The following is a 21,954-nucleotide window of genomic DNA, read 5'->3' on the forward strand; positions in this document are numbered from 1 at the left end:
TGAATGTCCCCGCAACATCCTGCGCCAGATCTGCGCCGCTGAAAAGGGGGGCTAGCGCTTTGGAGGGGTCAATCGCAGCAATTGGCCGTCGTCCTCGTCAGTCAGCACGTAGATGTGACCATCGGCGCTTGCCCGCACATCGCGAATACGGCTGCGCAATGTGCCAAGCAATCGTTCTTCGGCAACGATGCGATCGCCATTCAAGCGCAACCGGATCAAGCTTTGTCCGGCCAACGCGCCCAGCAGCAGGCTGTTGTTCCAGGCACTCTCGGGGTGGCCGACAAAAAAGGCCATGCCTGACAGTGCCGGTGATTTGGCCCAGACATGGTACGGGCGCTCCATACCGGGTGCCTGGCGGCCAATAGTTTCCGAATACGGGAGATTGGTCAGATAGTTCATGCCGTCGCTGATCACCGGCCAGCCGTAGTTTTTGCCGGCTTCGGGCAGGTTGATTTCATCCCCGCCGCGCGGGCCGTGTTCGCTCTGCCAGAGCCGGCCGCTGCGCGGATCCACCGCCAATCCTTGCATATTGCGGTGGCCGTAGCTCCAGATTTCCGGGCGTGCGTTGGCGCGGCCCACGAAAGGATTGTCGGTAGGAATACTGCCGTCCAAATTGAGCCGCACCAGCTTGCCCTGCAGCTTGTCCAGTTGTTGTGCCAGCTCCTTCTGGTTGCGCTCGCCCTGACTGATAAATACATGGCCCTTGCCATCAAACGCGATGCGCGAACCAAAGTGATTGGGCCCTTCGAGTTTGGGTTCTTGCCGATACACCACACGCATATTGGAAAGCGCAGCTTTGCCCAATGTCGCGGTGGCTACCGCCGTGCCGGCGGTGTCATCGGGTCCCGGCTCGGCATAGCTCAGCCAAATACGTTGATTGCTGGCGAAGGCCGGATCCAGCACCACATCCAGCAACCCGCCCTGGCCTTCGGCGAAGACCTTGGGCACCCCGGCAAGCGCTGCCGAGAGTTGCCCGGTTGCGGAAATCCTGCGCAACCGGCCGGGGCGTTCGCTGACCAAAAAGCTCCCATCCGGGAGCAGGGCCACCGCCCACGGGTGGTGCAAACCGTGGGCGAGCCTGTCGATGCGCAGCTCACCTTCGGCGGTGAGTTCTTGTTGTTGCTGGTGCACAGCCGTTGGCGGCTGCGCGCAGGCATTCAGTGCCAAGGGCAACATGCAGCACAGTGCGGTTTGGGCACGGAACAGTGAACTTGGCATCGTGGGCCTCATACATGCTGCCGGAAGTGGGGTTGGCCCTAAAATACCCCCAGTCTCCTCCGCCAGAACATGCCATCGTGACCGTTATCCAGCAAGATCATCTGATCCAGTCCGTCCAGGACGCACTGCAATACATCAGCTATTACCACCCGGTGGACTTCATCAAGGCGGTGACGGCCGCCTATGAGAGCGAGCAGTCGCCGGCGGCCAAGGATGCGATGGCGCAGATCCTGATCAATTCGCGGATGTGCGCCGAAGGCCACCGCCCGATCTGCCAGGACACCGGCATCGTCACCGTGTTCCTGGAAGTGGGCATGGACGTGCGCTGGGAAGGGTTCACCGGCTCGCTGGAGGACGCCGTCAACGAGGGCGTACGCCGTGCCTATCTGGACCCCGACAACAAGCTGCGTGCCAGCGTGCTGGCCGATCCAGCCGGCAAGCGCATCAATACGAAGGACAACACGCCCTGCGTCATCAACGTCAAGATCGTCGCCGGCGACAAGCTCGACGTGATCGTGGCGGCCAAGGGGGGCGGCAGCGAGGCCAAGAGCAAGTTCGCGATGCTCAACCCGTCCGACTCCATCGTCGATTGGGTGCTCAAGACCGTGCCGACCATGGGCGCGGGCTGGTGCCCGCCGGGCATGCTGGGCATCGGCATCGGCGGCACCGCCGAGAAGGCGATGCTGCTGGCCAAGGAGTCGCTGATGGAGGAGATCGACATCCAGGAGCTCATTGCGCGCGGGCCGTCCAATCGCGTCGAGGAATTGCGCATCGAGCTGTTCGAGAAGGTCAACGCGCTGGGCATCGGTGCGCAGGGCCTGGGCGGGCTGACCACGGTGCTGGACGTCAAGATCAAGGATTTCCCGACCCACGCCGCCAACCTGCCGGTGGCGTTGATCCCCAATTGCGCGGCTACCCGCCATGCGCACTTCACCCTGGACGGCAGCGGCCCGGTGGCGCTGGAGCCGCCGTCGCTGGAGGACTGGCCCAAGCTCACCTACAGCCCGCAGAACGCGCGCCGGGTGGACCTAGATACGATCACGAAGGAAGAAGTCGCCACCTTCAAGCCCGGCGAAGTGCTGCTGCTCAACGGCAGGATGCTCACCGGTCGCGACGCCGCGCACAAGCGCATGGTGGATATGCTGAACAAGGGCGAGCCGCTGCCGGTGGATTTGCGCGGGCGTTTCATCTATTACGTGGGCCCGGTGGACCCGGTACGCGATGAAGTGGTGGGCCCGGCTGGCCCCACCACTGCCACCCGCATGGACAAGTTCACCGAACAGGTACTGGCGCAAACCGGCCTGCTCGGCATGATCGGCAAGGCCGAGCGCGGCCCGGCCGCGCTGGAGGCGATCAAGAACCACCAATCGGTGTATTTGATGGCGGTGGGCGGCTCAGCTTATCTGGTATCGAAGGCGATCAAGGCCGCCAAGGTGGTGGGCTTTGCCGACCTTGGCATGGAGGCAATCTACGAGTTCGAGGTCAAGGACATGCCGGTGACGGTGGCGGTGGACAGCACCGGCACCTCGGTGCACCAGACCGGCCCGCGTGAGTGGCAGGCGAAGATCGGCAAGATTCCACTGGCGGTGCTCACGTGAGTGCTTCCCGCCTCATCGATGGGCCCGGCTTCAGGGTCCGCTTCAGCAACGAAGACGGCTATCTGCGCGCACATGTGTTTGATGGCACCGATTCGCAACAGGTGTCGATTGCGATGTGGACGTTGCTGGGTGAGCAATGCCAATTGACGGGGGCAAGCCGTCTGCTGGTGCTGGAAGAGTTGCAGGAAACCGTCGAAGTCGGCGAGATCGTGCCGATTATCGATGCCATGCAGAACGCGGGGCTGGCGACGGTGCGTGTCGCCTTTGTTGAACTGCAGGACGACATTGAAGGCAGCGAATTCGGCGAGATTCTGTGTCTCGAGCGGGGAATGGCCGTGCATTCCTTCAGCGATGAGGGGGAGGCTAGGCGTTGGTTGCTCTACGGAAATTGAGATGGCGAGGAGGCTGCACGCGTAGTTGCGTCTAGCAAGTTGCGGTCACCTTCTTGCTGCTGCGCGTGCCCGAGTTGCTGATCCAACGCGTGATCGACAGATGTATCCCGGGCATGCCCATTCTCAGGTAGCGGAGGATTTTCGCCGTCACTGCGCATCAGTTGCACACGTTGCACGGTTTCCGGCGAACTGATTCCGGCCTGCCGCAGCGCCCTGCGCAAGTGCCGCATGGCTTCGCTGCGGGTACGTGAGAGGTCGTTGTGGGTCTGATCGATCCAGCCGGTAAATTGCAGGGTCACGCCATCGTTGGTCAAGTTCAGGATCAATGCATTGGGTGCCGGCTTGGCCAGCACGCCGCCGGTGGATATCAGAGTAGCAATCCCCAGATCCATGGCCTGATGCAGTGAAGTGCGACTGCCCACATTGATTTGAAAATCAAAGCGCCGCTGCGGGTTGCGCGAGTAATTCAACAGCACGGATTTGAACACCACGCTATTGGGCAATTGCAGGTGATGGCCTTCGGCGGTCATCAGGAAGGTGGCGCGTGAATTGAGTGCAATCACTTTGCCTTCATAGCTATCAATGCGCACACTGTCGCCGGGTGAAAACGGTTGCCGCAGGCTAAGCAGCACGCCGGCAATGTAGTTTTCAGCGATATCCTTGAAGGCAAAGCCGAGAACCAACCCAACCACACCGGCCGAGCCCAGTACCGCACCGACCAGTGATGTGGCGTTAAGTAAATCCAGTGCCACCAGTACGCCAGCCAGTCCCACCAATACCTTCACGGTATTGCGCAATAGCCCGTCCATATACGGGTTGCTGCGGCTGATCCGGTCCAGTACATGCATGCGACGGCTGATTACGCCGCCCAGCCAGATCGCGCCCAGCACAATCAAGACGGCAACCAGCAGTAAGGGGGAGTTGGCCAACAAGTGCAAAAGCTTGTCTTGCACTTGTTCCAGCGCTGCAATGAAGCGATCGTGAAGAGTGTGCGGTGTGGGGGCAGGAATACGCATCATCAACATGGGCAAGGGTTGAAGCCAAAAGGGAGGGTCACAGCCACCACGCCAAGGCAAATACACCCAGCATAGTGAACGCCAAGGCTAACTTGAGTGCGGTGCCCAGCAGGATACCCAACCACGTGCCTGCGCCCACCTTGCCGGCATGGCCGAGGGTGTTCGGGTGCAGGCTGCGCTGATGCAGAAGTTCACCCGCGATCGCGCCGAGGAAGGGGCCCAGAATCAGCCCGGGCAGCGCAAAGAACAACCCGATGAGGGTACCAATGGTCGCGCCCAGCATGGCCAGTTTGCTGGCCCCCACCCGTTTGGCCCCATGTGCGGTGGCCCAAAAATCCACAATCAGACTGATGATCGTCAATACCGCGAGGAGGGACAGCGTCCAGCCGCCAATATGCACAAAGCCATCCACCCATGCGGCTAATAGCAGGCCCGCAAGGACCAGTGGCGCACCCGGTAGTACCGGCAGCAACGTGCCGGCCAGCCCAGCGAGGACCAGCAAGGCGGCGAAAAGGTACAGCAGGAGGGTCCAGTGCATGGGGGTCAAGGTGAGGGTGGGGATGGCAAAAACAAAGGCCGCCAGCGAGGGCGGCCTTTGCCAGCATTGTTAGGCCAGGCTTAGTTTTTGAAATCCCGATGGCAGCCTTTGCAGGTATCTCCCACGGCTTTCATGGTGCCAGCCAGACTTTCACAACTCAGCGGCGGTGCATTGATCGCTTTATCCACCGCACCGCGCATGGCAGCAGCGGCAGTCTTGAAGCGTTCATCATCGCGCAGATCCGGGAAGGCCGGCTCCAGATCGTTGGCGGTCATCCGCAGTGCTTGCAGATGGGGCACCACATCACTGGCACTGCAACGGTTTTGCTCCATAGCAGACTTGAGCTGGCCCATATGCCACCCCTGGACCTCCATCAGTGCTCCCGGGAAGTGATCCTTGCGGGCTTCCAGTGCACGTAGCGCCATCACCGTGGCAATCACACCCACCACTAGGCCAAGGATGAGCAAAAACAAATAGCGGCCAGCGTTGCTTTTTTGGGTAGCAGGATCGGGTGTGGACATGCGATCACCTTGTCGAGGATGTCTGTGGATTGTGCCTTGCGGTTGCGCAGATATGCCAGAGGCGAGGCCATTACCAGCCCATGTGATGGCCGCCGTTGATGTCGAGGTTGGAGCCAGTAATCCAGCTGGCTTGTTCATCGGCAAGGAAGGCCACCCCGTAAGCGATTTCTTCGGGGGTGCCGAGGCGGCCAGTGGGGATATCGGCCACGATCTTGGCGCGCACGTCTTCCGGCACCGCCATCACCATGTCGGTGGCGATATAGCCGGGCGAAATGGTATTGACGGTCACCCCGTTGCGGGCGTTCTCGCGCGCCAGCGAAATGGTAAACCCGTGCATCCCGGCCTTGGCTGCCGCGTAGTTGGCTTGCCCGTATTGGCCCTTGAGACCATTGATCGAGCTGATCTGAATCACCCGGCCCCATTTGCGCTCACGCATGCCGTCAATGACCGGGCGGGTGACGTTGAAGCAGGAGTTGAGGTTGGTGTTGATCACGTCGGTCCACTGCTCGGCCTTCATCTTGTGGAAGGTGCCGTCGCGGGTGATACCGGCGTTATTGACCAGAATTTCGACCGGGCCCAGCTTTGCTTCCACTTCGCGCACCATGGCTTCGGCTTCCTGTGGCGAGGTCACATCGCCCTTGGCCATGAACACGTCGTAGCCATCGGCTTTCATTTTTTCTTGCCACGCGCGCGCTTTTTCCTCATTGCGGTAGTTGGTGGCCACTTTGTGGCCCATGTCGGCCAGGCGCTTGACGATGGCAGTACCGATGCCGCCAGTGCCGCCGGTAACCAATGCAACTCGTGAAGTCATGGTGCTGCTCCTTGTGAAAGAGGTCGTGTCGATGTTGATTCTAGGCACAAGGTGTTGAAATTGTGTTGTGCATTGCGGCGGACACCGTGATCGACTGTCTGGGCACGGCGTTCAGATCGAAGCACGCGGTTGCCGTGTGCAAAAATTCGGCCACGGACGTTGTGGCCGATGGTGGCAGCGCGACCTGCCCCAGGCAGGCCCACAAGCGGGTCAGTGTGACGAGTGGGTTGCGGGTATCCACAGGCAGTGCGGCACTGGATTTGGACAACTTATGGCCATCGGTATCCAGCAGTAATGGCAAATGCGCGTAGTTTGGCGTGGGTAGCCCCAGGGCGCGTTGCAGCAGAATTTGCCTTGGGGTGGACTCCAGCAAATCCGAGCCGCGGACGACATCGGTGATGCCTTGTGCGGCATCGTCCACCACCACCGCCAGTTGATAGGCCCACAGGCCATCACTGCGGCGCAAAACAAAATCACCCACCTCCAAGTCCACGCGCTGGTGAATTACGCCGTGCACGCCATCGATGAACGCAATTTCGCAATCGGCCGGCACCCGCAGGCGAATGGCGGGATCTGGACGCGGCTGGGTCGCCACGCAGTGCCGATGGATGCCACCCACTGCCGCCAGTTCACTGCGGCTGCAATGGCACTCGAACGCCAGCCCGCGCCCCAGCAGCTGATCCAGCACAGCCTGATACAACCCGCTGCGCCGGCTTTGGTAGGCAATCTCGCCATCGTGCTGCAAGCCAAACGCTGCCAGCGTGCGCAGTTGGTCTTGCGCAGCACCGGCTACTTCGCGGGTCAGATCCACATCTTCCACCCGAACCCGCCATTGCCCGCCACGCTGGCGGGCCTGCAACCAACTGCCCAGGGCTGCCAGCAGCGAGCCGGCATGCAGGGGGCCAGTGGGCGAGGGCGCAAACCGGCCGCAGGGGGTGGAGTTAAACATGGCGTTCAGGATGCGAGATTGAATTGGGGGAGAGTGGGCCACACTTTCAATTTCAAACCGTGCATCCGGTGCAGACGAGGCGAATTATCCATGTTCAACCGCATTTTCCTGTTTCTGGCAACCAATCTTGCCGTGCTGGCACTGGTCAGCATCGTCATGTCCGTGTTGGGCGTGAATTCGCAACAGTTTGGCGGCTTGCTGATCATGGCGGCATTGTTCGGTTTTGGTGGCTCGATCATTTCACTGCTGCTGTCGAAATGGATGGCCAAGCGCGCCACCGGTGCACAAGTGATCGAGCAGCCGCGCAACGAGGCCGAGCGTTGGCTGGTGGCCACCGTGCAGCGGCAGGCGCAGGCGGCGGGCATCGGGATGCCGGAAGTGGCCATCTACGACGCGCCGGAAATCAATGCGTTCGCCACTGGCGCGAACCGCAACAACGCACTGGTGGCGGTGTCCACTGGCTTGCTGCGGGCAATGAGCCGTGACGAGGCCGAGGCGGTGCTGGGCCATGAGGTCAGTCATGTGGCCAACGGTGACATGGTGACGATGGCGCTGCTGCAGGGCGTGTTGAACACCTTCGTGATCGTGTTGGCGCGCATTGTGGGCCGGGTGGTGGATGGCGCGATCAGTGGCGACCGTGACCGTGGCCCGGGCTTTGGCTATTACATCATCGTGTTTGTGCTGGAGATGGTGTTTGGCTTCTTCGCTTCGATGATTGCGATGTGGTTCTCGCGCCATCGTGAATTTCGCGCCGATGCCGGCGGCGCCCAGTTGGCCGGCCGCCAGAAAATGATCGCGGCGCTGGAGCGTCTGGCGCAGACCCACGGCGAAAGCACCCTGCCCAAGCAGGTGGCAGCCTTCGGCATCAATGGCGGCAGCGTGCAGCGGCTGTTGATGAGCCACCCGCCGCTGGAGGTGCGGATTGCCGCGTTGCAAAAGGCGGCTTGAGTACAGGTAAAAACAAAGCCCGCGCAATGCGCGGGCTTTGTTTTGGGTCGCCGTGCTGGGTCAATTGTCGAAGTCGTAGTTCATGTCCGGCCCGGCCATTGCCAGGAAGTCACCCTCGGCATAGTCCACCCCGCACGAAAACAGCACGCTCATGCTGGCCGCGTCTTGCACGAACTCCGCAATACTCTGGATGTGGTGCTCGCGTGCTTTTTGTGCCAACTCCCGCACGCGCTGTTGGTTGGCGCTGTTTTTTGGCAACTCGTCGATGAAGCTGCGGTCGATCTTGACGAAGCCCGGGACGAAATGCGCCAGCAATTGGAACGAGTCCAGACCGGCGCCAAATTGTTCCAGCACCATTTTGCAGTCCAATTTGCCAACCGCCGCTGCGAACACCTGTGCTGCCCGCAGGTTGATGAAGACTTTGGATTCCGGCACCTGCAACAACAGCGAAGCTCCACTTGCGTTGTGTTCGGCCAGCTGCTCGGCAATGAATACCGGCATGGCCTCATCCAACAGCGAGGCTTGTGAAATTTTGACTAATAGCGTGACCGGTTTGCCGGCGCGTGCACGGGCAGCAATTGATTTGATCGCATTGAGGATGACCCAGCGATCAATCTGCCCCAGCAAGCCATGTTCTTCCGCGATCGGCAGGAAATGCTTGGGTGCCACCGACTCCCCGCTGTTGCCCTCCAGCCGCAGATAGGTTTCGTACATCGGGCTGGGGCTGCCCAGCAGGGAAATGATGGGTTGGTAGATCAAAGCAAAATGATCGTTGAGCAGCGCATCTTTGATCCGCAGTACCCAGGCCTGGATGCGTTCTTCCTCGGCGCGATCTACCGCACCCGGGTCAAAAATTTCGGCGCGATTGCCCCCCATGCTGGAGGACGACTGGATGCCGTGGCTGGCTTTTGCCAGGACTTGCGACACGCTGGCGATTTTTTCACCAATCTGTACACCGCCGATGCTGGCGGTCAGTGAGCCCGACTTGCCATCGACCTCGAACACATATGCGGCAAACGCGGCACGCAGCTGTTCTGCCAATGCTGTTGTGATTTGGTAGTCACCACGGGTCAGCACAGCAAAACTATTCTCGCTGAAGCGGGCAATTTGTGCGCCGTTGGCGAGTTCTGCGGCCAACGCATCATTCATGCATTTTGCAATCGCCACCAGCAGCGCATCCGCACCGCTCAGGCCGATCTCGTGCAGGATGCGCTGGTAGTTGTCCGGCTCGAGGAGCAACAGACCGTACTGGGCTTGATTCTGGCCGGCATCGACCACCGCATCTTCAAGCTTGCGCAGGAATGTGGGGCGATTGAGTAGGCCGGTGGTTTGGTCGCGTTTGCGCAGCTCTTCCAGCTCCTGCACCAGCTCGGGGTCGGATTCGGTGGCCTGATGGCGGAAAATGATTTGCTGGCAATGCTCGCCTTGATATTCGGCGGCCACAAACTCCATGACCGCCGGAAATTCTTCGCCATTGCTGTCGTGTGCGGTCAGCTCGTAACGCGGTGGCGGGTCTTCGCCCTTGGACAAGCGCTTGAGCAAGGCCTTGAACGCCTCCACGTCGGGAGTGGCGACCAGATCCAGCAGCGACATGCCTTCGATATCGTCAAACGACTCGTAACCAAACATGTCCAGATAAGCCTGATTGGCGCGGATGTGCATGCCTTCGTGGATATAGGCAATGGGCTCGCGCGAGGAGTCGATCAGCATGTCGCAGCGGCGTTGGGTTTCGCGCATTTGCGCTTCCAGCCGGCGCTGCGAGCGACGCGCCTCCAGATCATTCCATTCGGTCAGCACGTTCTTCAGGAACTGCTGGTTGCGGCTATGCAAGGCCACTGCCTGTGCGCCAAGGCCCTGCACGTTTTCCAGGATGTCGTCGGTTATGCCGTCCAGCACGGCCAGCAACGGCACGTCCTTGCCGCAGCCCATCACGGCCTTGGCGACGTGATCAAACGGAATGACCACGGCGGTGTAGTCGGCCAACACCATATCCACCGGTTGCTGCGCCAGTATCGATACCAGTTCGTCCAGCGATTCCGCACGCAGCGGGCGCACTGCGGTGCCGGCATTGCGCAAGCGACTGACCATGGCTTCGGCCTCGTTGACCAAATCGGCAACGAGCAGCAAACGCAGAGCGGTGTCCTTTCCAGTAGCCATACACGTCGGGGGTCGTGGTGGAAGTTACTGCAAGGCTACATCATCCAGCGGTCAGAATGCCGCTCTGCGGGCTTGTGAGCGGGGTCTTGCCGGGTTGTCCCGCGATTTCGCGCACCAGTTTGGGCACCAGATAGCCGGGCAGGCGCGCGGCCAGTGCCGCGTGCAGAGCCAGTGCCTTGTCATCGGCCACTTCAAAATGGGCCGCGCCGGCCACGCGGTCGAGTTGGTGCAGGTAATACGGCAGCACACCGGCGCGATAGCCACGCTCGCACAGGCCGGCCAGTGCATCGACTGCATCATTGACCCCGCGCAACAGCACTGCTTGATTCAGCAAGGTGATGCCGATACCACGCAGGCGAGCCATCGCGGCATCGACTGCGGGGTCGAACTCGTTGGCATGGTTGGCATGCACCACCATGGCCACCGGCCACGGCAGGCCGCGCAGCCAGTCCAGCAGGCCGGTGTCCACGCGCTCGGGCAGCACGATGGGCAGGCGAGTGTGGATGCGCAGGCGGCGAATGTGCGGAATGGCGCGCAGGGCGTGGGTCAGCTCGGCCAGTTTGTGGTCGACCAGCGCCAGCGGATCGCCGCCGGACAGAATCACCTCGTGAACCGACGCATCGCCAGCGATCACGCCCACCGCGTCGCGCCAGCCGCCGCTGGCGGCGCTGTCATCGGCATACGGGTAGTGGCGGCGGAAGCAGTAGCGGCAGTTCACCGCGCAGCTGCCGGTGGCAATCAGCAGGGCGCGTCCGTTGTATTTCTGGATGACGCCGTGGCCGCTGCGGGCGGCGTGATCGCCCACCGCATCCAGCCCGAAGCCGGGCACGATGCGTTCCTCGTTCAGCACCGGCAGCACCTGTCGCAGCAACGGATCCGCCGGGTCGCCGTGGCGCATGCGGGCGATAAAGCTGCGCGGTACCCGCAGCGGGAATTGCTGCGCGGCGGCGTCGGAAAACTGCGCCGCCTGTGCTTCCAGCCCCAGCAGTGTCAACAGCTCACGTGGGTCACGTACGGCCTGCCGCCAGTGGGTTTGCCAGCGGTGGGCTAGGGGTTGCTGCAATGGGGTGGGGGCTGCGGGTATCATGTCGGGCTGTAAAAACATCATTCCGGCGCGGCCGGAATCCTCGTCAAACCCACAGTTTAGCCGCCCTGCCGGGTGGCCCCAAGGAGCACCCATGGCCACCCTCGGCATGAACGACGTCAAATCCGGCCAGAAAATCCTGGTCAACAACGAACCTTCGGTCATTTTTGAAACCGATTACGTGAAGCCGGGCAAAGGTCAGGCGTTCACCCGCGTGCGCTATCGCCAGATCCGCACCGGCCGCGTGCAGGAAATCACCATGAAGTCCACCGACTCGGTGGAAGCCGCCGACGTGGTGGATACCGACATGCAGTATCTGTATTCCGATGGCGAGTACTGGCATTTCATGAACCAGGAGTCTTTCGAGCAGGTGCAGGCCGACAAGGCCGGCGTTGGCGATGCCGCCAAGTGGTTGAAGGGTGAAGAGGATTGTGTGGTCACCTTGTTCAACGGTAGTCCAATCCAAGTGACCCCGCCGAATTTTGTGGAATTGAAAATCATCGAAACCGACCCCGGCGTGCGCGGGGATACCTCCGGCGGCGGCGGCAAACCAGCCACGCTGGAAACCGGCGCAGTGGTGCGCGTGCCGCTGTTCGTGGGCCAGGACGAAGTGATCAAGGTTGATACCCGCAGCGGCGAATACGTCAGCCGAGTGAAGTAAGCAATGACCAACCTCACCCCACAGCCCTGCGATCTGTTGATCGAAGCCGGCTGGGTGGTGCCTGTGGTGCCGCACGGCGTGGTCTTGACCGATCACGCCGTTGCTGTCTCCGGCGGGCGCATCCAAGCTATCCTGCCGATTGCGCAGGCGCGCATGCAGTACGCCGCAAAGGACACGGTGGCGCGCCCGGAAGCGGTGCTGCTCCCCGGCTTGGTCAACGCGCATACCCACAACCCGATGACTCTGCTGCGCGGGATCGCCGACGACTTGCCGTTGATGACGTGGTTGCAGCAGCACATCTGGCCGGTGGAAGCAGCGGTGATCGGCCCGGATTTCGTGGCCGACGGCACTACGCTTGCCATTGCGGAAATGCTGCGCGGCGGCACCACCTGTGCCAACGAAAATTATTTCTTCCCCGATGTGCAAGCCGGGGTGTACAAGAAGTACGGCTTCCGCGCACGGGTGGGGGCGGTGATCATTGATTTCCCCAGTGCGTGGGCGGCCAGCGATGACGAATATTTCGACCGCGCCTGCCAGCTGCACGATACTTGGCGTGGTGATGTGCTGATTGGCACCGCATTTGCGCCGCATGCGCCGTACACGGTCAATGACGCCAATTTCGAACGCATCCGCATGCTGGCCGATCAACTGGATCTGCCGGTGCATCTGCACCTGCACGAAACCGCGCATGAGGTCAGCGAGTCACTGAAGTTGCACGGCCAGCGCCCGATTGCGCGCATCGACCGCCTGGGATTGCTGAATGATCGGTTGATCGCGGTGCATATGACCCAACTCACCGAGGCAGACATCCACTTGTGCGCCGAACGTGGCGTCAGCGTGGTGCATTGCGCGGAATCCAACCTCAAGCTGGCCTCGGGCTTTTGCCCGGCGTGCGCGCTACTGAGCGCCGGCGTGAATCTGGCGATCGGCACCGATGGCTGCGCCAGCAACAACGATCTGGACATGTTTGGCGAAACCCGCAGTGCCGCGCTGCTGGCCAAGGCCGTGGCCAACGATGCGGCCGGCTTCAACGCATTCGAAGCGCTGCATGCAGCCACGTTGGGCGGTGCCAAGGCATTGGGGTTTGAAGACAGGATCGGCTCGATTGAAGCGGGCAAGGACGCGGACTTGGTGTGCGTGGATCTGTCCGCGCTGGAAACCCAACCGCTGCACCACGTGGTGTCACAATTGATCTATGCAACCAGCCGTCAACAGGTCAGCGATGTGTGGATTGCCGGTGTGCAAAAACTGCGGCAGCGCGAATTGGTGGACATGGACAGCGCGGCCATCGTCGCCAATGCGCGGCAGTGGCGGCAGAAAATTGCACAGGTGCGGGCATGACGGCAGCAGCCAATAATTTTTCGCAAGCAGAGCTTGATAAATTCGACGAACTGGCGCAGCGCTGGTGGGACGCCAACGGCCCGCAAAAGGCCCTGCACGCATTGAACCCGGTGCGGCTGGGCTATGTGGCCCAGCGCGTGCCGCTGATGGGTGTGGCGGCGCTGGACGTGGGCTGTGGTGGTGGCTTGCTGAGCGAAGCTTTGGCCAAGGCAGGTGCCAATGTCACTGCGATTGATTTGGCCCCGAATTTGCTGAAAGTGGCGCGCCTGCATGGCTTGGAATCGGGCATCAAGGTCGACTATCGGCAAGTGGCGGTGGACGTCCTGGCTGACGAGCTGCCAGCCGGTTTCGATGTCATCACCTGCATGGAAATGTTGGAACACGTGCCCGATCCGGGTGCGATTGTCGAAGCCTGTGCGCGCTTGTTGAAACCGGGTGGGCGTTTGTTCCTGTCCACCTTGAACCGCACCCCGGCGGCGTTCGCGCTGGCGATTGTGGGGGCCGAATACGTGGCCCGCCTGTTGCCCAAGGGCACCCATCTGTATCGCGATTTCATCAAACCGGCCGAGCTGGCACGGATGCTGCGCGATGCCGGGCTGGAACTGGAAGATATCAGTGGTTTGCTGTACCAGCCGTGGCGCAACGGCGCACGGTTGAGCAAGCGCACCGAGGTCAATTATTTGGCCTGTGCACGCAAACCGGAATGACGATGCCGATGTTTCCCAAGCTGGTGCTGTTCGATCTGGATGGCACCTTGCTCGATAGCGCTCCGGACATGCTGGCCACTGTCAACCGCATGCGCACGGCGCGCGGGCAGGGGCCGATGGCACTGGCCGAGCTGCGCCCGCAGGTCTCCAAAGGCTCACGCGCGATGAGTGCGGCGGCATTCCCGGGATTGGGTGGTGACGTGCCAGCCGAGATGATCCGCGAATTTCTGGATATCTACGAGCAAGAACTCGGCCAACATGCGCAGTTGTTTGCAGGCGTGGTGGAATTGCTGGATGCCATCGAAGCCGTCGGCAGTCGCTGGGGCATCGTCACCAACAAGCCCGAGTATCTGGCCAGGAAAATCCTGCCGGCCTTGGGTTGGGCGTCACGCAGTGCAATTTTGATTGGCGGCGATACCCTGGCCCAGCGCAAGCCGCACCCGCTGCCGCTGCTGCATGCCGCACAGGTGTTGGGGGTTGCGATAGGTGATTGCGTCTATGTGGGCGATGACCAGCGCGATATCGATGCCGCACGCGCAGCCGGCATGCGCAGTGTGGTCGCACTCTGGGGCTATCGGCCCGAGGCCGATGATCCGGCAACCTGGGGGGGGAGTGTGCTGGCGGCATCGGCCCCGGACTTGTTGACGCCGGCGTTGTGGGATGCACTGCGATGAGTGACCGCGACGCGCTGCTGGCCTTCCTCGACAAAGCGCAAACGCAGTGGCCGGAATGGGTACTGGCGGAAGTGTTTGTGCCGGTACCGCAGCGCGAGCAGGCGCGCGCGTGGTTGGCCTTGCGTGGCGAATGGGCCGATGCCGCGTGGGCAGGCGTTGATCCTGTCCCCGGCGCAGCCAAATTGGGATGGTGGCAGGAAGAATTGCAGGGCTGGGCGCGCAATGCCTACCGTCACCCGCTGGGGCAAGTGCTGCAAAAGCAGCCGGTGGACTGGGCCACGCTAGCGCAGGCGTTACCCGCACTGGCTGCCAGCCGCGTGCAACAAGGCGATCTGGGCAACGCATTGCGCGGGTTGGAACCGGTGGCGCAGGCGTTGGCGGCCACCGCAGCGGGCCTGTTTGCCGCACCACTGCCAGCCGAAGCACAGGATGTGGCCGTCACATTATTGGGTGAGCGCGCCCTGCGGATGCCGCCCAGCGGCGTGCAAGGGGCACTGGGGGCTGCCGGGTTGTTGGCCTTGCCACGGTTTACCGACGGCAGCCGCGTGGAGCGCATCCACGCGGCACTGCTGCGCCGCCGCCTGCAGCGGCGGCGCAGCGGACGCGACGGCGCATCGTCACGGATCGCCGCGCTGCTGGCTGCTTGGCGCGCTGCACGCGGCTAGGCGCACGCGGCTATAAGCACGCTGGCGCATCGCAGCGTTGCAGCGGCGCTCACCCAGTAGCCGCTACAATGACGCGATGCACAAGAACACCCAACCGCAGCCTTTGCCCGATGTCGCCTTCGACGCGGTCGCCTTGGCACGTCCGTTGGACTGGGTGGGGATGGACGGTATGGCGTTGCCGATCCGCCTGGGCGCGGAGACCGGCCAGCCCATGCTGGTGCCGGCTACGGTGGATGTGGCGGTGAATCTGCACGATCCCGACGCACGCGGCATCCATATGTCGCGCTTGTATTTGCAGCTGCAGCAAGGCTTGGCCAACGAAAGCCTGGGCGCGCCGTCGCTGCGGCGTCTGCTGGAAGCCTGCATCGGCAGCCAAAACGGTGTGGCCACCCGCGCACGCTTGCATCTGCGCTTCGATCAGTTGCTGCTGCGCAAGGCGTTATTGAGTGATAACGCGGGCTGGAAGCGTTATCCCGTCGAAGTGGAAGCCGAGCTGGCCGACGGTCATCTGCGCCTTGCGCTGGCCTTTTCGATTGAATACTCGAGCACTTGCCCCGCCTCTGCCGCATTGTCGCGGCAAGCCAACGCGCAACGGTTTGCCGAAGACTTTGCGGATGCGCGCAGCTTGTCGAATGATGCCGTGCGCGACTGGCTGCACAGCACGCGTGGCATGGCGGCCACCCCGCACGCCCAGCGCAGCCGTGCACAGATCCGGGTAGAGCTGAAGCCCGCATTCGATGAGCTGCCACTGGTGGCGCTGGTGGACGTACTGGAGGCCGCGTTAGGCACGCCGGTACAAACCGCAGTCAAGCGCGAAGACGAACAAGCCTTTGCACTGGCCAATGCCGCCAATCTGATGTTCTGCGAAGACGCCGCCCGCCGGCTGGCAGCGGTGCTGGCGGCCAATCCTCGCGTGGTGGCATGGAGCGCCCGCGTCGCTCACTTCGAAAGCCTGCACCCGCACGATGCGGTGGCCAGCGTGAGCGGGCGCAATAGTTAATCAGCCCGGGTTGCTCACGTGTTCTGGCAACGAGAGGCGGCGCAGCATTATTTCCGCTCCAGCACCAGCAGGGGATCGATCCGGACATCGAACCAATTCATGCCCCAGTGCAGGTGCGGGCCGGTGGCACGGCCGGTGGCACCGACCGTCGCGATGCTGTCACCCTGTTTCACCACATCCCCCACCTTCACGTCGATGCGCGACAGGTGCAGGAAATTGCTGCTGATGCCGTGACCGTGGTCCAGCACTACGGTGCCGCCGGTGAGATAGAGGTCGGGATTGACGAAGGTCACCACTCCATCGGCAGGGGCTTTGACCGGCGTGCCGGTTGCGGCAGCGATGTCCATGCCGGAGTGCGGCGCTTTGGGCGTGCCGTCGTACACACGCTGGTTGCCGAAGCGACCACTGATGCGGCCTTGGACTGGCCAGATGAAATGTTGGGTAAAGCCGAGTTCATCGCCGTCGCGGGTGCGTACGGCAGTGACCTGGGCCTGTTCTTGCTCGATGCGTGCGGCAATGGCGGGCGGTGGATTGACGGTGGCCGGCGGCGCGCCGTTGACGTGCTCGATCGGCCAGTCACGCGGCGTCACGTTGAGGGTGATGTGCCGGGTTGCGGCGTTTGGCGGCTGGACGTCAAGTTGCAGCGGGCCGGCTTCATCGCGGCCAATACCAAACACCACGCTGCCGTAGGCGGTGGCCCGCAGTGTGCGTCCGGCATAGGTGACGCGGCTGCCGGGCGGCACCTTGCCGATGACCATGGCACCTTGCGATGCCGAGGGCGGAAAGACACTGTCCACTTGGCCGGCAGCGCCACTTTGCATCTGAGGCGAAGCTGCACCCGCGCACGGTGTTGCCACGCTGAGGGGGGGCAGCAGCAGGCAGGCGAGGCCGATCCACAGGTGCTTGCCCGTGGCATTGATGCGGATACCGCCCAAGTGGATGGCCAGTCTGCTGCTCATGCGGGCGGCACCGGGTCGTGCCCACCGGGGTGAAGCGGGTGGCAGCGGGCGATGCGGCGCGCCGCCAACCAGCTGCCTTTGATGGGGCCAAACCGGCCAATCGCTTCCATCGCATATTCCGAGCAGGTAGGCACGAAGCGGCAGCGTGGGCCGAGCAGGGGGCTGATGAAGCGTTTGTAGCCGCGCAGCAAGAAAATAAGGAGTTTTGAGATCACGTTGGCCGGTACGAACGACGACGGTCAGATGGATGCGGTTGCCGCCTTGCGCTGGGCAGGGTATAACAGCGCGCCTTCCCCTCTCAAGGGAAGACTGAGGAAATCCACGACGTGGCTGCGAAAAAACCCGCAAAACAGGCCGCCAAATCGGCCAAAAAAGTCGCCCCGGCGAAAAAGCCGGCCCCTGCCAAGAAGGCTGCAAGCAAGTCATTGGCCAAGAAAGTGGTACCAGCGAAGAAGGCTGCTATTGCGAAGAAGCCAGTGACGCTAAAAAAGCCGCCTGCCAAACCGGTGGCTAAAAAGGCGGTTGCGCTGAAAAAGTCAGTGCCGGCCCAAAAGGCGGCTGCACAGAAGGCCGCCCCGGCGAAAAAAACGGCAGTGGCGAAGGCGACGCCCGCGAAAGCATTGGCAAAGAAGCCCGTGCCAGCTGCCAAGGCGCACTCCAAGCCGGTATCGAAGGTGGTTGCCAAGCCTGTCTCCAAGTCGGTAGCGAAGCCGGTAAGTAAGCCTGTGGCCAAACCCGTAGCCAAGGTGGCGACCAAGGCTGCGGCAAAAGTGGTGAGCAAGCCGACCTCCGCAGCGGCCAGCAAACCGACTGCACGAGTACCGGTTGCCAAGCCGTCTGACAGAGCTGTCAAGGCGAAGGAGACGAAGCCTGCTGCACCGGTCAAACCGGCGTCGCAATCAGCCAGCAAGGCAACGCCTGCTGCACCCAAGCAGGACACCAAAAAAGTTGTGGCGCCGCCGGTTTCGCTGGCGCCCAAAACAGAGAAATCGAAAGGGAAGGTGATGGTGGCGGTGAAAAAGACGCCCGAAGCGCAAGTTGCGCCCAAGGGCACCCAGAAAAAAGCAGTGGCTTACCAGATGGATGAAGTGACTGGGCGGCCTCTGTTGCCGGCAGGCTATAGGCCGTCGGCGGATGAGGAATACATGAGCCCGCTGCAGCTTGAGTTTTTCCGCCAGATGTTACTGAGCCGGCGCGCCGAATTAGTTGAGGAATCCAAGCAGACGATTGAAAATCTCAAGGATGAAGTGCGTGATGTCGGCGATGAGGCCGAGCGCGCCAGCCGCGAGACCGAAAATGCACTGGAGTTGCGCACCCGTGACCGCTATCGCAAGTTGATCGGCAAGATCGATAGCACGCTCAAGCGTGTGGACAGTGGTGAATACGGCTATTGCGTGGATACTGGTGAAGAGATTGGCCTGGATCGATTGATTGCACGCCCACAGGCCGAGCGCACCATCGACGCCCAAGAGCGCTGGGAGCATTCGCAGAAATTGATGGGCGATTGACCCCTGCGGTTGAGCGTGCTGCCACAAAACCCCGCCACGGCGGGGTTTTGGCTTAGTGGAGTTGGCGAATGTCCAGTGTGCGCAGGCGTGGGGCGCGTTTGGCGGTAATAGCCACCACGCCCAAGGTCACACAGCCGCCCATGATAATCGCCGGCACGAGTCCCAACAGCCGTGCCATCACGCCATCGTAAAACGCGCCCAGTTCGTTGGATGAGCTGACGAAGATGCCGTTGATCGATGACACCCGCCCGCGCATTTCGTCGGGTGTCACCAATTGCATGATGGTGGAGCGCAGCACCACCGACACCCCATCGCAGGCCCCATACAACACCAGAATCACGGCGGATAACCACAGGTTGCGCGAGAGTGCAAAGGCGATCGTACTGATTCCGAACGCCGCCACCGCCAGCAGCAAAATGCGCCCGGCATGGCGTTGCAGGGGATGCCGGGTGAGCCACAGCGCTACCGCAATCGAGCCGATCGCGGGGGCTGCGCGCAGCAGGCCCAACGCCTCCGGGCCGGCGAGCAGGATGTCCTTGATGAACGCCGGCAGCATGGAGACAGCACCACCCAGCAACACCGAAAACATGTCCAAGGCCATCGCGCCCAGCATGATCTGGTTGCCGGCCACGAAGCGTGCCCCCTCGGCAATGCTGGCAAAAATGGGGCCGGGTTGCTGCAGTTTGGCCGGCTCGGTGACCGGCATCGCCAGCAAGGTGGCGGCTGCCATCAGTGCAAAACCTGTCCCCACTGCATACGACATGGATTTTCCAAAGAGGCCCACCAGCACGCCACCCAAGGCTGGCCCCAATACCAGTCCCGCCTGAAAGACCACGCTGCCCAGACTGGCGCCAGTGGCAAATTGGTCGCGTTGCAGGACGCGCGCGAACAGAGCGTTATAGACAGGGCCGAGCACCGAACGGCCGATACCGCCCACGGCCACCGCCAGATAGATGGGCCAAGTGCCCTGGGTGTGCAAGGCAATGTTGCCGGCCACCAAGGCCAATACGCCGGCATTGATGGCCAGCAAGGTGCAGGCGGCGGCGCCCATCTTGCGGCGCGGCAAGTGATCTACCAGATGCCCGGCGAACGGGGCCACGCAAAAATACGGGATGACTTCGGCCAAGCCCACCAAGCCCAGCGACAAGGTGTTGTGGGTCACCTCGTAGATATGCCAGCCCACCGTCACCGCCACGATCTGGTACGACAACAAGGTGCATATGCGATACAGCAACAGCCAGCGGAACCCGACGCTGCGCAGCGGCGATGGCAGTGATGGGTTCATCCGCCGCCCAGGGCAAGCTCTGCACGATTGCGGATAAAAGCCAGCAGTGCGGCCAGGCCATTGCTGCGGGTAGGGGACAGGTGCTTGGCAAGGCCAATGTGTGTGATGTAGTCCGGCGTGGTGGCCAGAATCTCCTGTGCACTGCGGCCGGAATACACGCGCAGTGCCAGATAAATCAGGCCGGAGACGATCACCGAGTCGCTGATCGAATGGAAGGTCAGTTTGTCGGCATCGCCTTCGCCAACGATCCACACCAGCGAGGTGCAGCCGTGCAGACGGTGCGCGTCGGTTTTCCAGTCTTCCGGAAACTCCGGCAGCTTGTGACCCAAGTCGATCAGGTACTGGTAGCGTTCCGACCAATCACCGAAGAAGCCGAATTCATCTGCAATTGCGGCTTGGGCGTCGGCAGCAGTGGGTTCGAGAGGGAAGGGGGAAGTGTTCATGCTCGCTTCCAGCGCACACCTTGCGGCGTGTCCTCCAGCAGAATACCTTCGGCGGCGAGCTGGCCGCGGAGCGCATCGGCACGGGCGAAATCGCGGGCTTGCTTGGCAGCGGCGCGTTCGTCCACCAATGCTTGGATACGCGCATCGTCATCCCCCGACACGCCGCGCGCGAACCATTCGGCAGGTGCTTGCTGCAACAAGCCCAGCACCTTGCCTGCGCCCAGCAATTGCGCTTTCAGCGTGGTCCGACCCTCACGCGAGGTGGCCTTGCGTGCCTCACCGGCAAGCCGCGCGATTTCCGCCAGCGCCGCCGGGGTGTTGAGGTCGTCGTCCAGCGCCGCGTCAATGCTGGCGGGGATCACGGCAGTGGCCTGCACATCGGCCAAGTCCCGCAGTGTCCCGTACAGGCGGTCCAGTGTGCGCACGCATTGTTCGATCAGCGTATCCGACCACTCCAGCGGTTGCCGGTAGTGCGCCGACAGCAGCGCATAGCGCAGTGCTTCCGGCGGGTGCTGCCGCACCAGATCATGCACACGCTGGATATTGCCCACCGACTTGGCCATCTTGGCGCCGCCGAAATTGAGCATGCCGTTGTGCAGCCACCAGCGTGCGAACGGTGCGCCGCCGTGCGCGCACTCGCTTTGCGCCACTTCGTTTTCGTGATGCGGGAACTGCAAGTCGATGCCACCGGCATGGATGTCGATGGTAGGCCCCAGATGCGCCGCCGCCATCGCCGAGCATTCGATATGCCAACCCGGGCGGCCACGGCCCCACGGAGAGTCCCAGCCGGGCAGATCGTCGCTGGAGGGTTTCCACAGCACGAAATCACCGGGGTCGTGTTTGTAGGGAGCCACGTCGATGCGAGCGCCGGCCAGCATGTCGTCGGTATCGCGGCGCGAGAGCTTGCCGTAGCCAGCGAAACTACCCACTGCAAACAACACGTGATGTTCGGCGGCGTAGGCGTGGCCATCGGCAATCAGGCGTTCGATCATCGCAATGATCTGGTCGATATGCCTTGTGGCTTCCGGCTCGATATCGGGGGCAAATTCGCCGCTCACGCCCAGCGCGGCCATGTCGTCACGATAGGCCGCACTGTATTTGTCGGTGATCGTGCTGATTGGCGTGCCCAGTGCTTTTGCCGCCGCGTTGATCTTGTCGTCCACGTCGGTGATGTTGCGGGCATAGCGCAGGCCACCGAAGCGCCGCCGCAGCAGCGCCGCCAGCACGCCAAACACCACCGGTCCGCGTGCATTGCCGATATGCACGTAGTTGTAAACAGTGGGGCCGCAGACGTACATCGTGGGGCAGTTGGCAGCCAGCGGGACGAAAAGTTCGGGGCGGCGGCTCAGAGTGTTGTAAAGAAAGAGGCTCATGGCAGTAGGCGCGTGGGATGCACCATTGTAACGGTGCCTTGGGCGAACGCCGCCGTGCCGCTGCGACAGCGGCGATTCATTCGATTGCCCTGACAGCCCGATAAAC

At 62.2% G+C, this 21,954-nt stretch carries 23 protein-coding genes; 10 read left to right on the forward strand and 13 right to left on the reverse strand.

Annotated elements, in window-relative coordinates; genetic code table 11:
* Positions 1-51: 51 nt before the first annotated feature.
* Positions 52-1,218 carry a PQQ-dependent sugar dehydrogenase gene (locus K7B09_RS06840; RefSeq protein WP_223628152.1) on the reverse strand — a complete coding sequence of 389 codons (1,167 nt, stop codon included), beginning with the start codon at positions 1,216-1,218 and terminating at the stop codon, positions 52-54.
* Between the two features lie 77 nt (positions 1,219-1,295).
* Between K7B09_RS06840 and K7B09_RS06845 the strand changes: the two genes are divergently transcribed.
* Together K7B09_RS06845 and K7B09_RS06850 are read left to right on the forward strand one after the other, a co-directional pair.
* A complete protein-coding gene (locus K7B09_RS06845) occupies positions 1,296-2,816 on the forward strand; it encodes a fumarate hydratase (protein ID WP_223628154.1) in 1,521 nt (506 codons plus the stop codon).
* The gene (locus K7B09_RS06850; protein ID WP_223628156.1) at positions 2,813-3,208 is read left to right on the forward strand and encodes a hypothetical protein; all 396 of its coding nucleotides are present in this window, start codon (positions 2,813-2,815) and stop codon (positions 3,206-3,208) included. Before K7B09_RS06845 ends, K7B09_RS06850 begins: the two co-directional genes overlap by 4 nt.
* On the opposite strand, the gene K7B09_RS06855 is transcribed toward K7B09_RS06850, so the two are convergent.
* The 5 genes from K7B09_RS06855 to gluQRS all read right to left on the reverse strand — a co-directional run bounded on the left by K7B09_RS06855 (position 3,196) and on the right by gluQRS (position 7,043).
* A complete protein-coding gene (locus tag K7B09_RS06855; RefSeq protein ID WP_223628158.1) occupies positions 3,196-4,227 on the reverse strand; it encodes a mechanosensitive ion channel family protein in 1,032 nt (343 codons plus the stop codon). The two genes, K7B09_RS06850 and K7B09_RS06855, sit on opposite strands and share 13 nt — an antisense overlap.
* A 34-nt stretch (positions 4,228-4,261) precedes the next feature.
* On the reverse strand, positions 4,262-4,762 hold the full coding sequence (locus K7B09_RS06860) for a DUF456 domain-containing protein (RefSeq protein WP_223628161.1): 501 nt from the start codon (positions 4,760-4,762) through the stop codon (positions 4,262-4,264).
* Between the two features lie 80 nt (positions 4,763-4,842).
* Positions 4,843-5,283 (reverse strand): cytochrome c, encoded by a 441-nt coding sequence (locus tag K7B09_RS06865; RefSeq protein ID WP_223628163.1) that lies wholly within the window; start codon positions 5,281-5,283, stop codon positions 4,843-4,845.
* A 70-nt stretch (positions 5,284-5,353) separates the two neighbouring features.
* On the reverse strand, positions 5,354-6,094 hold the full coding sequence (gene phbB, locus K7B09_RS06870) for an acetoacetyl-CoA reductase (RefSeq protein ID WP_223628165.1): 741 nt from the start codon (positions 6,092-6,094) through the stop codon (positions 5,354-5,356).
* A 40-nt stretch (positions 6,095-6,134) separates the two neighbouring features.
* The gene (gene gluQRS, locus K7B09_RS06875) at positions 6,135-7,043 is read right to left on the reverse strand and encodes a tRNA glutamyl-Q(34) synthetase GluQRS (RefSeq protein WP_223628167.1); all 909 of its coding nucleotides are present in this window, start codon (positions 7,041-7,043) and stop codon (positions 6,135-6,137) included.
* A gap of 90 nt (positions 7,044-7,133) precedes the next feature.
* Here gluQRS and htpX point away from each other — a divergent pair, with 90 nt between their 5' ends.
* Complete coding sequence (htpX, locus tag K7B09_RS06880; RefSeq protein WP_223628169.1) at positions 7,134-7,991, forward strand: protease HtpX; 858 nt, start codon at positions 7,134-7,136, stop codon at positions 7,989-7,991.
* Between the two features lie 60 nt (positions 7,992-8,051).
* Here the strand turns inward: htpX and K7B09_RS06885 are convergent, their stop codons facing one another.
* Complete coding sequence (locus K7B09_RS06885; protein ID WP_223628171.1) at positions 8,052-10,148, reverse strand: EAL domain-containing protein; 2,097 nt, start codon at positions 10,146-10,148, stop codon at positions 8,052-8,054.
* 40 nt (positions 10,149-10,188) lie between these two features.
* On the reverse strand, positions 10,189-11,235 hold the full coding sequence (gene epmB / locus K7B09_RS06890) for an EF-P beta-lysylation protein EpmB (RefSeq protein ID WP_223628765.1): 1,047 nt from the start codon (positions 11,233-11,235) through the stop codon (positions 10,189-10,191).
* Between the two features lie 91 nt (positions 11,236-11,326).
* Here epmB and efp point away from each other — a divergent pair, with 91 nt between their 5' ends.
* The 6 genes from efp to folE2 all read left to right on the forward strand — a co-directional run bounded on the left by efp (position 11,327) and on the right by folE2 (position 16,280).
* Complete coding sequence (efp, locus tag K7B09_RS06895; RefSeq protein WP_223628173.1) at positions 11,327-11,893, forward strand: elongation factor P; 567 nt, start codon at positions 11,327-11,329, stop codon at positions 11,891-11,893.
* Between the two features lie 3 nt (positions 11,894-11,896).
* Positions 11,897-13,234 (forward strand): TRZ/ATZ family hydrolase, encoded by a 1,338-nt coding sequence (locus K7B09_RS06900; RefSeq protein ID WP_223628176.1) that lies wholly within the window; start codon positions 11,897-11,899, stop codon positions 13,232-13,234.
* Positions 13,231-13,941, forward strand: coding sequence for a bifunctional 2-polyprenyl-6-hydroxyphenol methylase/3-demethylubiquinol 3-O-methyltransferase UbiG (ubiG, locus tag K7B09_RS06905; RefSeq protein ID WP_223628178.1), 711 nt, complete (start codon positions 13,231-13,233; stop codon positions 13,939-13,941). The genes K7B09_RS06900 and ubiG overlap by 4 nt, the downstream gene beginning before the upstream one ends.
* Positions 13,938-14,615, forward strand: a complete 678-nt coding sequence (gene gph, locus K7B09_RS06910; protein WP_223628180.1) for a phosphoglycolate phosphatase — start codon at positions 13,938-13,940, stop codon at positions 14,613-14,615. The genes ubiG and gph overlap by 4 nt, the downstream gene beginning before the upstream one ends.
* Complete coding sequence (locus K7B09_RS06915; protein ID WP_223628182.1) at positions 14,612-15,280, forward strand: phytoene/squalene synthase family protein; 669 nt, start codon at positions 14,612-14,614, stop codon at positions 15,278-15,280. The genes gph and K7B09_RS06915 overlap by 4 nt, the downstream gene beginning before the upstream one ends.
* Before the next feature lie 76 nt (positions 15,281-15,356).
* On the forward strand, positions 15,357-16,280 hold the full coding sequence (gene folE2, locus K7B09_RS06920; RefSeq protein WP_223628184.1) for a GTP cyclohydrolase FolE2: 924 nt from the start codon (positions 15,357-15,359) through the stop codon (positions 16,278-16,280).
* A gap of 47 nt (positions 16,281-16,327) precedes the next feature.
* Here folE2 and K7B09_RS06925 read toward each other — a convergent pair whose 3' ends face one another.
* Both K7B09_RS06925 and yidD read right to left on the reverse strand, forming a co-directional pair.
* Positions 16,328-17,239: a M23 family metallopeptidase gene (locus K7B09_RS06925; protein WP_425507846.1), complete on the reverse strand. Its 912-nt coding sequence runs from the start codon at positions 17,237-17,239 to the stop codon at positions 16,328-16,330.
* Positions 17,236-17,454 carry a membrane protein insertion efficiency factor YidD gene (gene yidD / locus K7B09_RS06930; protein ID WP_223628187.1) on the reverse strand — a complete coding sequence of 73 codons (219 nt, stop codon included), beginning with the start codon at positions 17,452-17,454 and terminating at the stop codon, positions 17,236-17,238. The genes K7B09_RS06925 and yidD overlap by 4 nt, the downstream gene beginning before the upstream one ends.
* 111 nt (positions 17,455-17,565) lie before the next feature.
* On the opposite strand from yidD, the gene dksA reads away from it, so the two are divergent.
* A complete protein-coding gene (gene dksA / locus K7B09_RS06935; RefSeq protein WP_223628190.1) occupies positions 17,566-18,747 on the forward strand; it encodes an RNA polymerase-binding protein DksA in 1,182 nt (393 codons plus the stop codon).
* A 52-nt stretch (positions 18,748-18,799) separates the two neighbouring features.
* Here the strand turns inward: dksA and K7B09_RS06940 are convergent, their stop codons facing one another.
* From K7B09_RS06940 to cysS, 3 genes are read right to left on the reverse strand one after another with little or no spacing between them, the layout of a single operon-like run.
* Positions 18,800-20,032 carry an MFS transporter gene (locus K7B09_RS06940; protein ID WP_223628192.1) on the reverse strand — a complete coding sequence of 411 codons (1,233 nt, stop codon included), beginning with the start codon at positions 20,030-20,032 and terminating at the stop codon, positions 18,800-18,802.
* A complete protein-coding gene (locus tag K7B09_RS06945) occupies positions 20,029-20,475 on the reverse strand; it encodes a SufE family protein (protein WP_223628194.1) in 447 nt (148 codons plus the stop codon). The genes K7B09_RS06940 and K7B09_RS06945 overlap by 4 nt, the downstream gene beginning before the upstream one ends.
* On the reverse strand, positions 20,472-21,848 hold the full coding sequence (gene cysS, locus K7B09_RS06950) for a cysteine--tRNA ligase (protein WP_223628196.1): 1,377 nt from the start codon (positions 21,846-21,848) through the stop codon (positions 20,472-20,474). Before cysS ends, K7B09_RS06945 begins: the two co-directional genes overlap by 4 nt.
* Positions 21,849-21,954 lie beyond the last annotated feature (106 nt).

Origin of the sequence: Thermomonas beijingensis, assembly GCF_020034655.1 — a bacterium.
GTDB lineage: Bacteria > Pseudomonadota > Gammaproteobacteria > Xanthomonadales > Xanthomonadaceae > Thermomonas > Thermomonas beijingensis.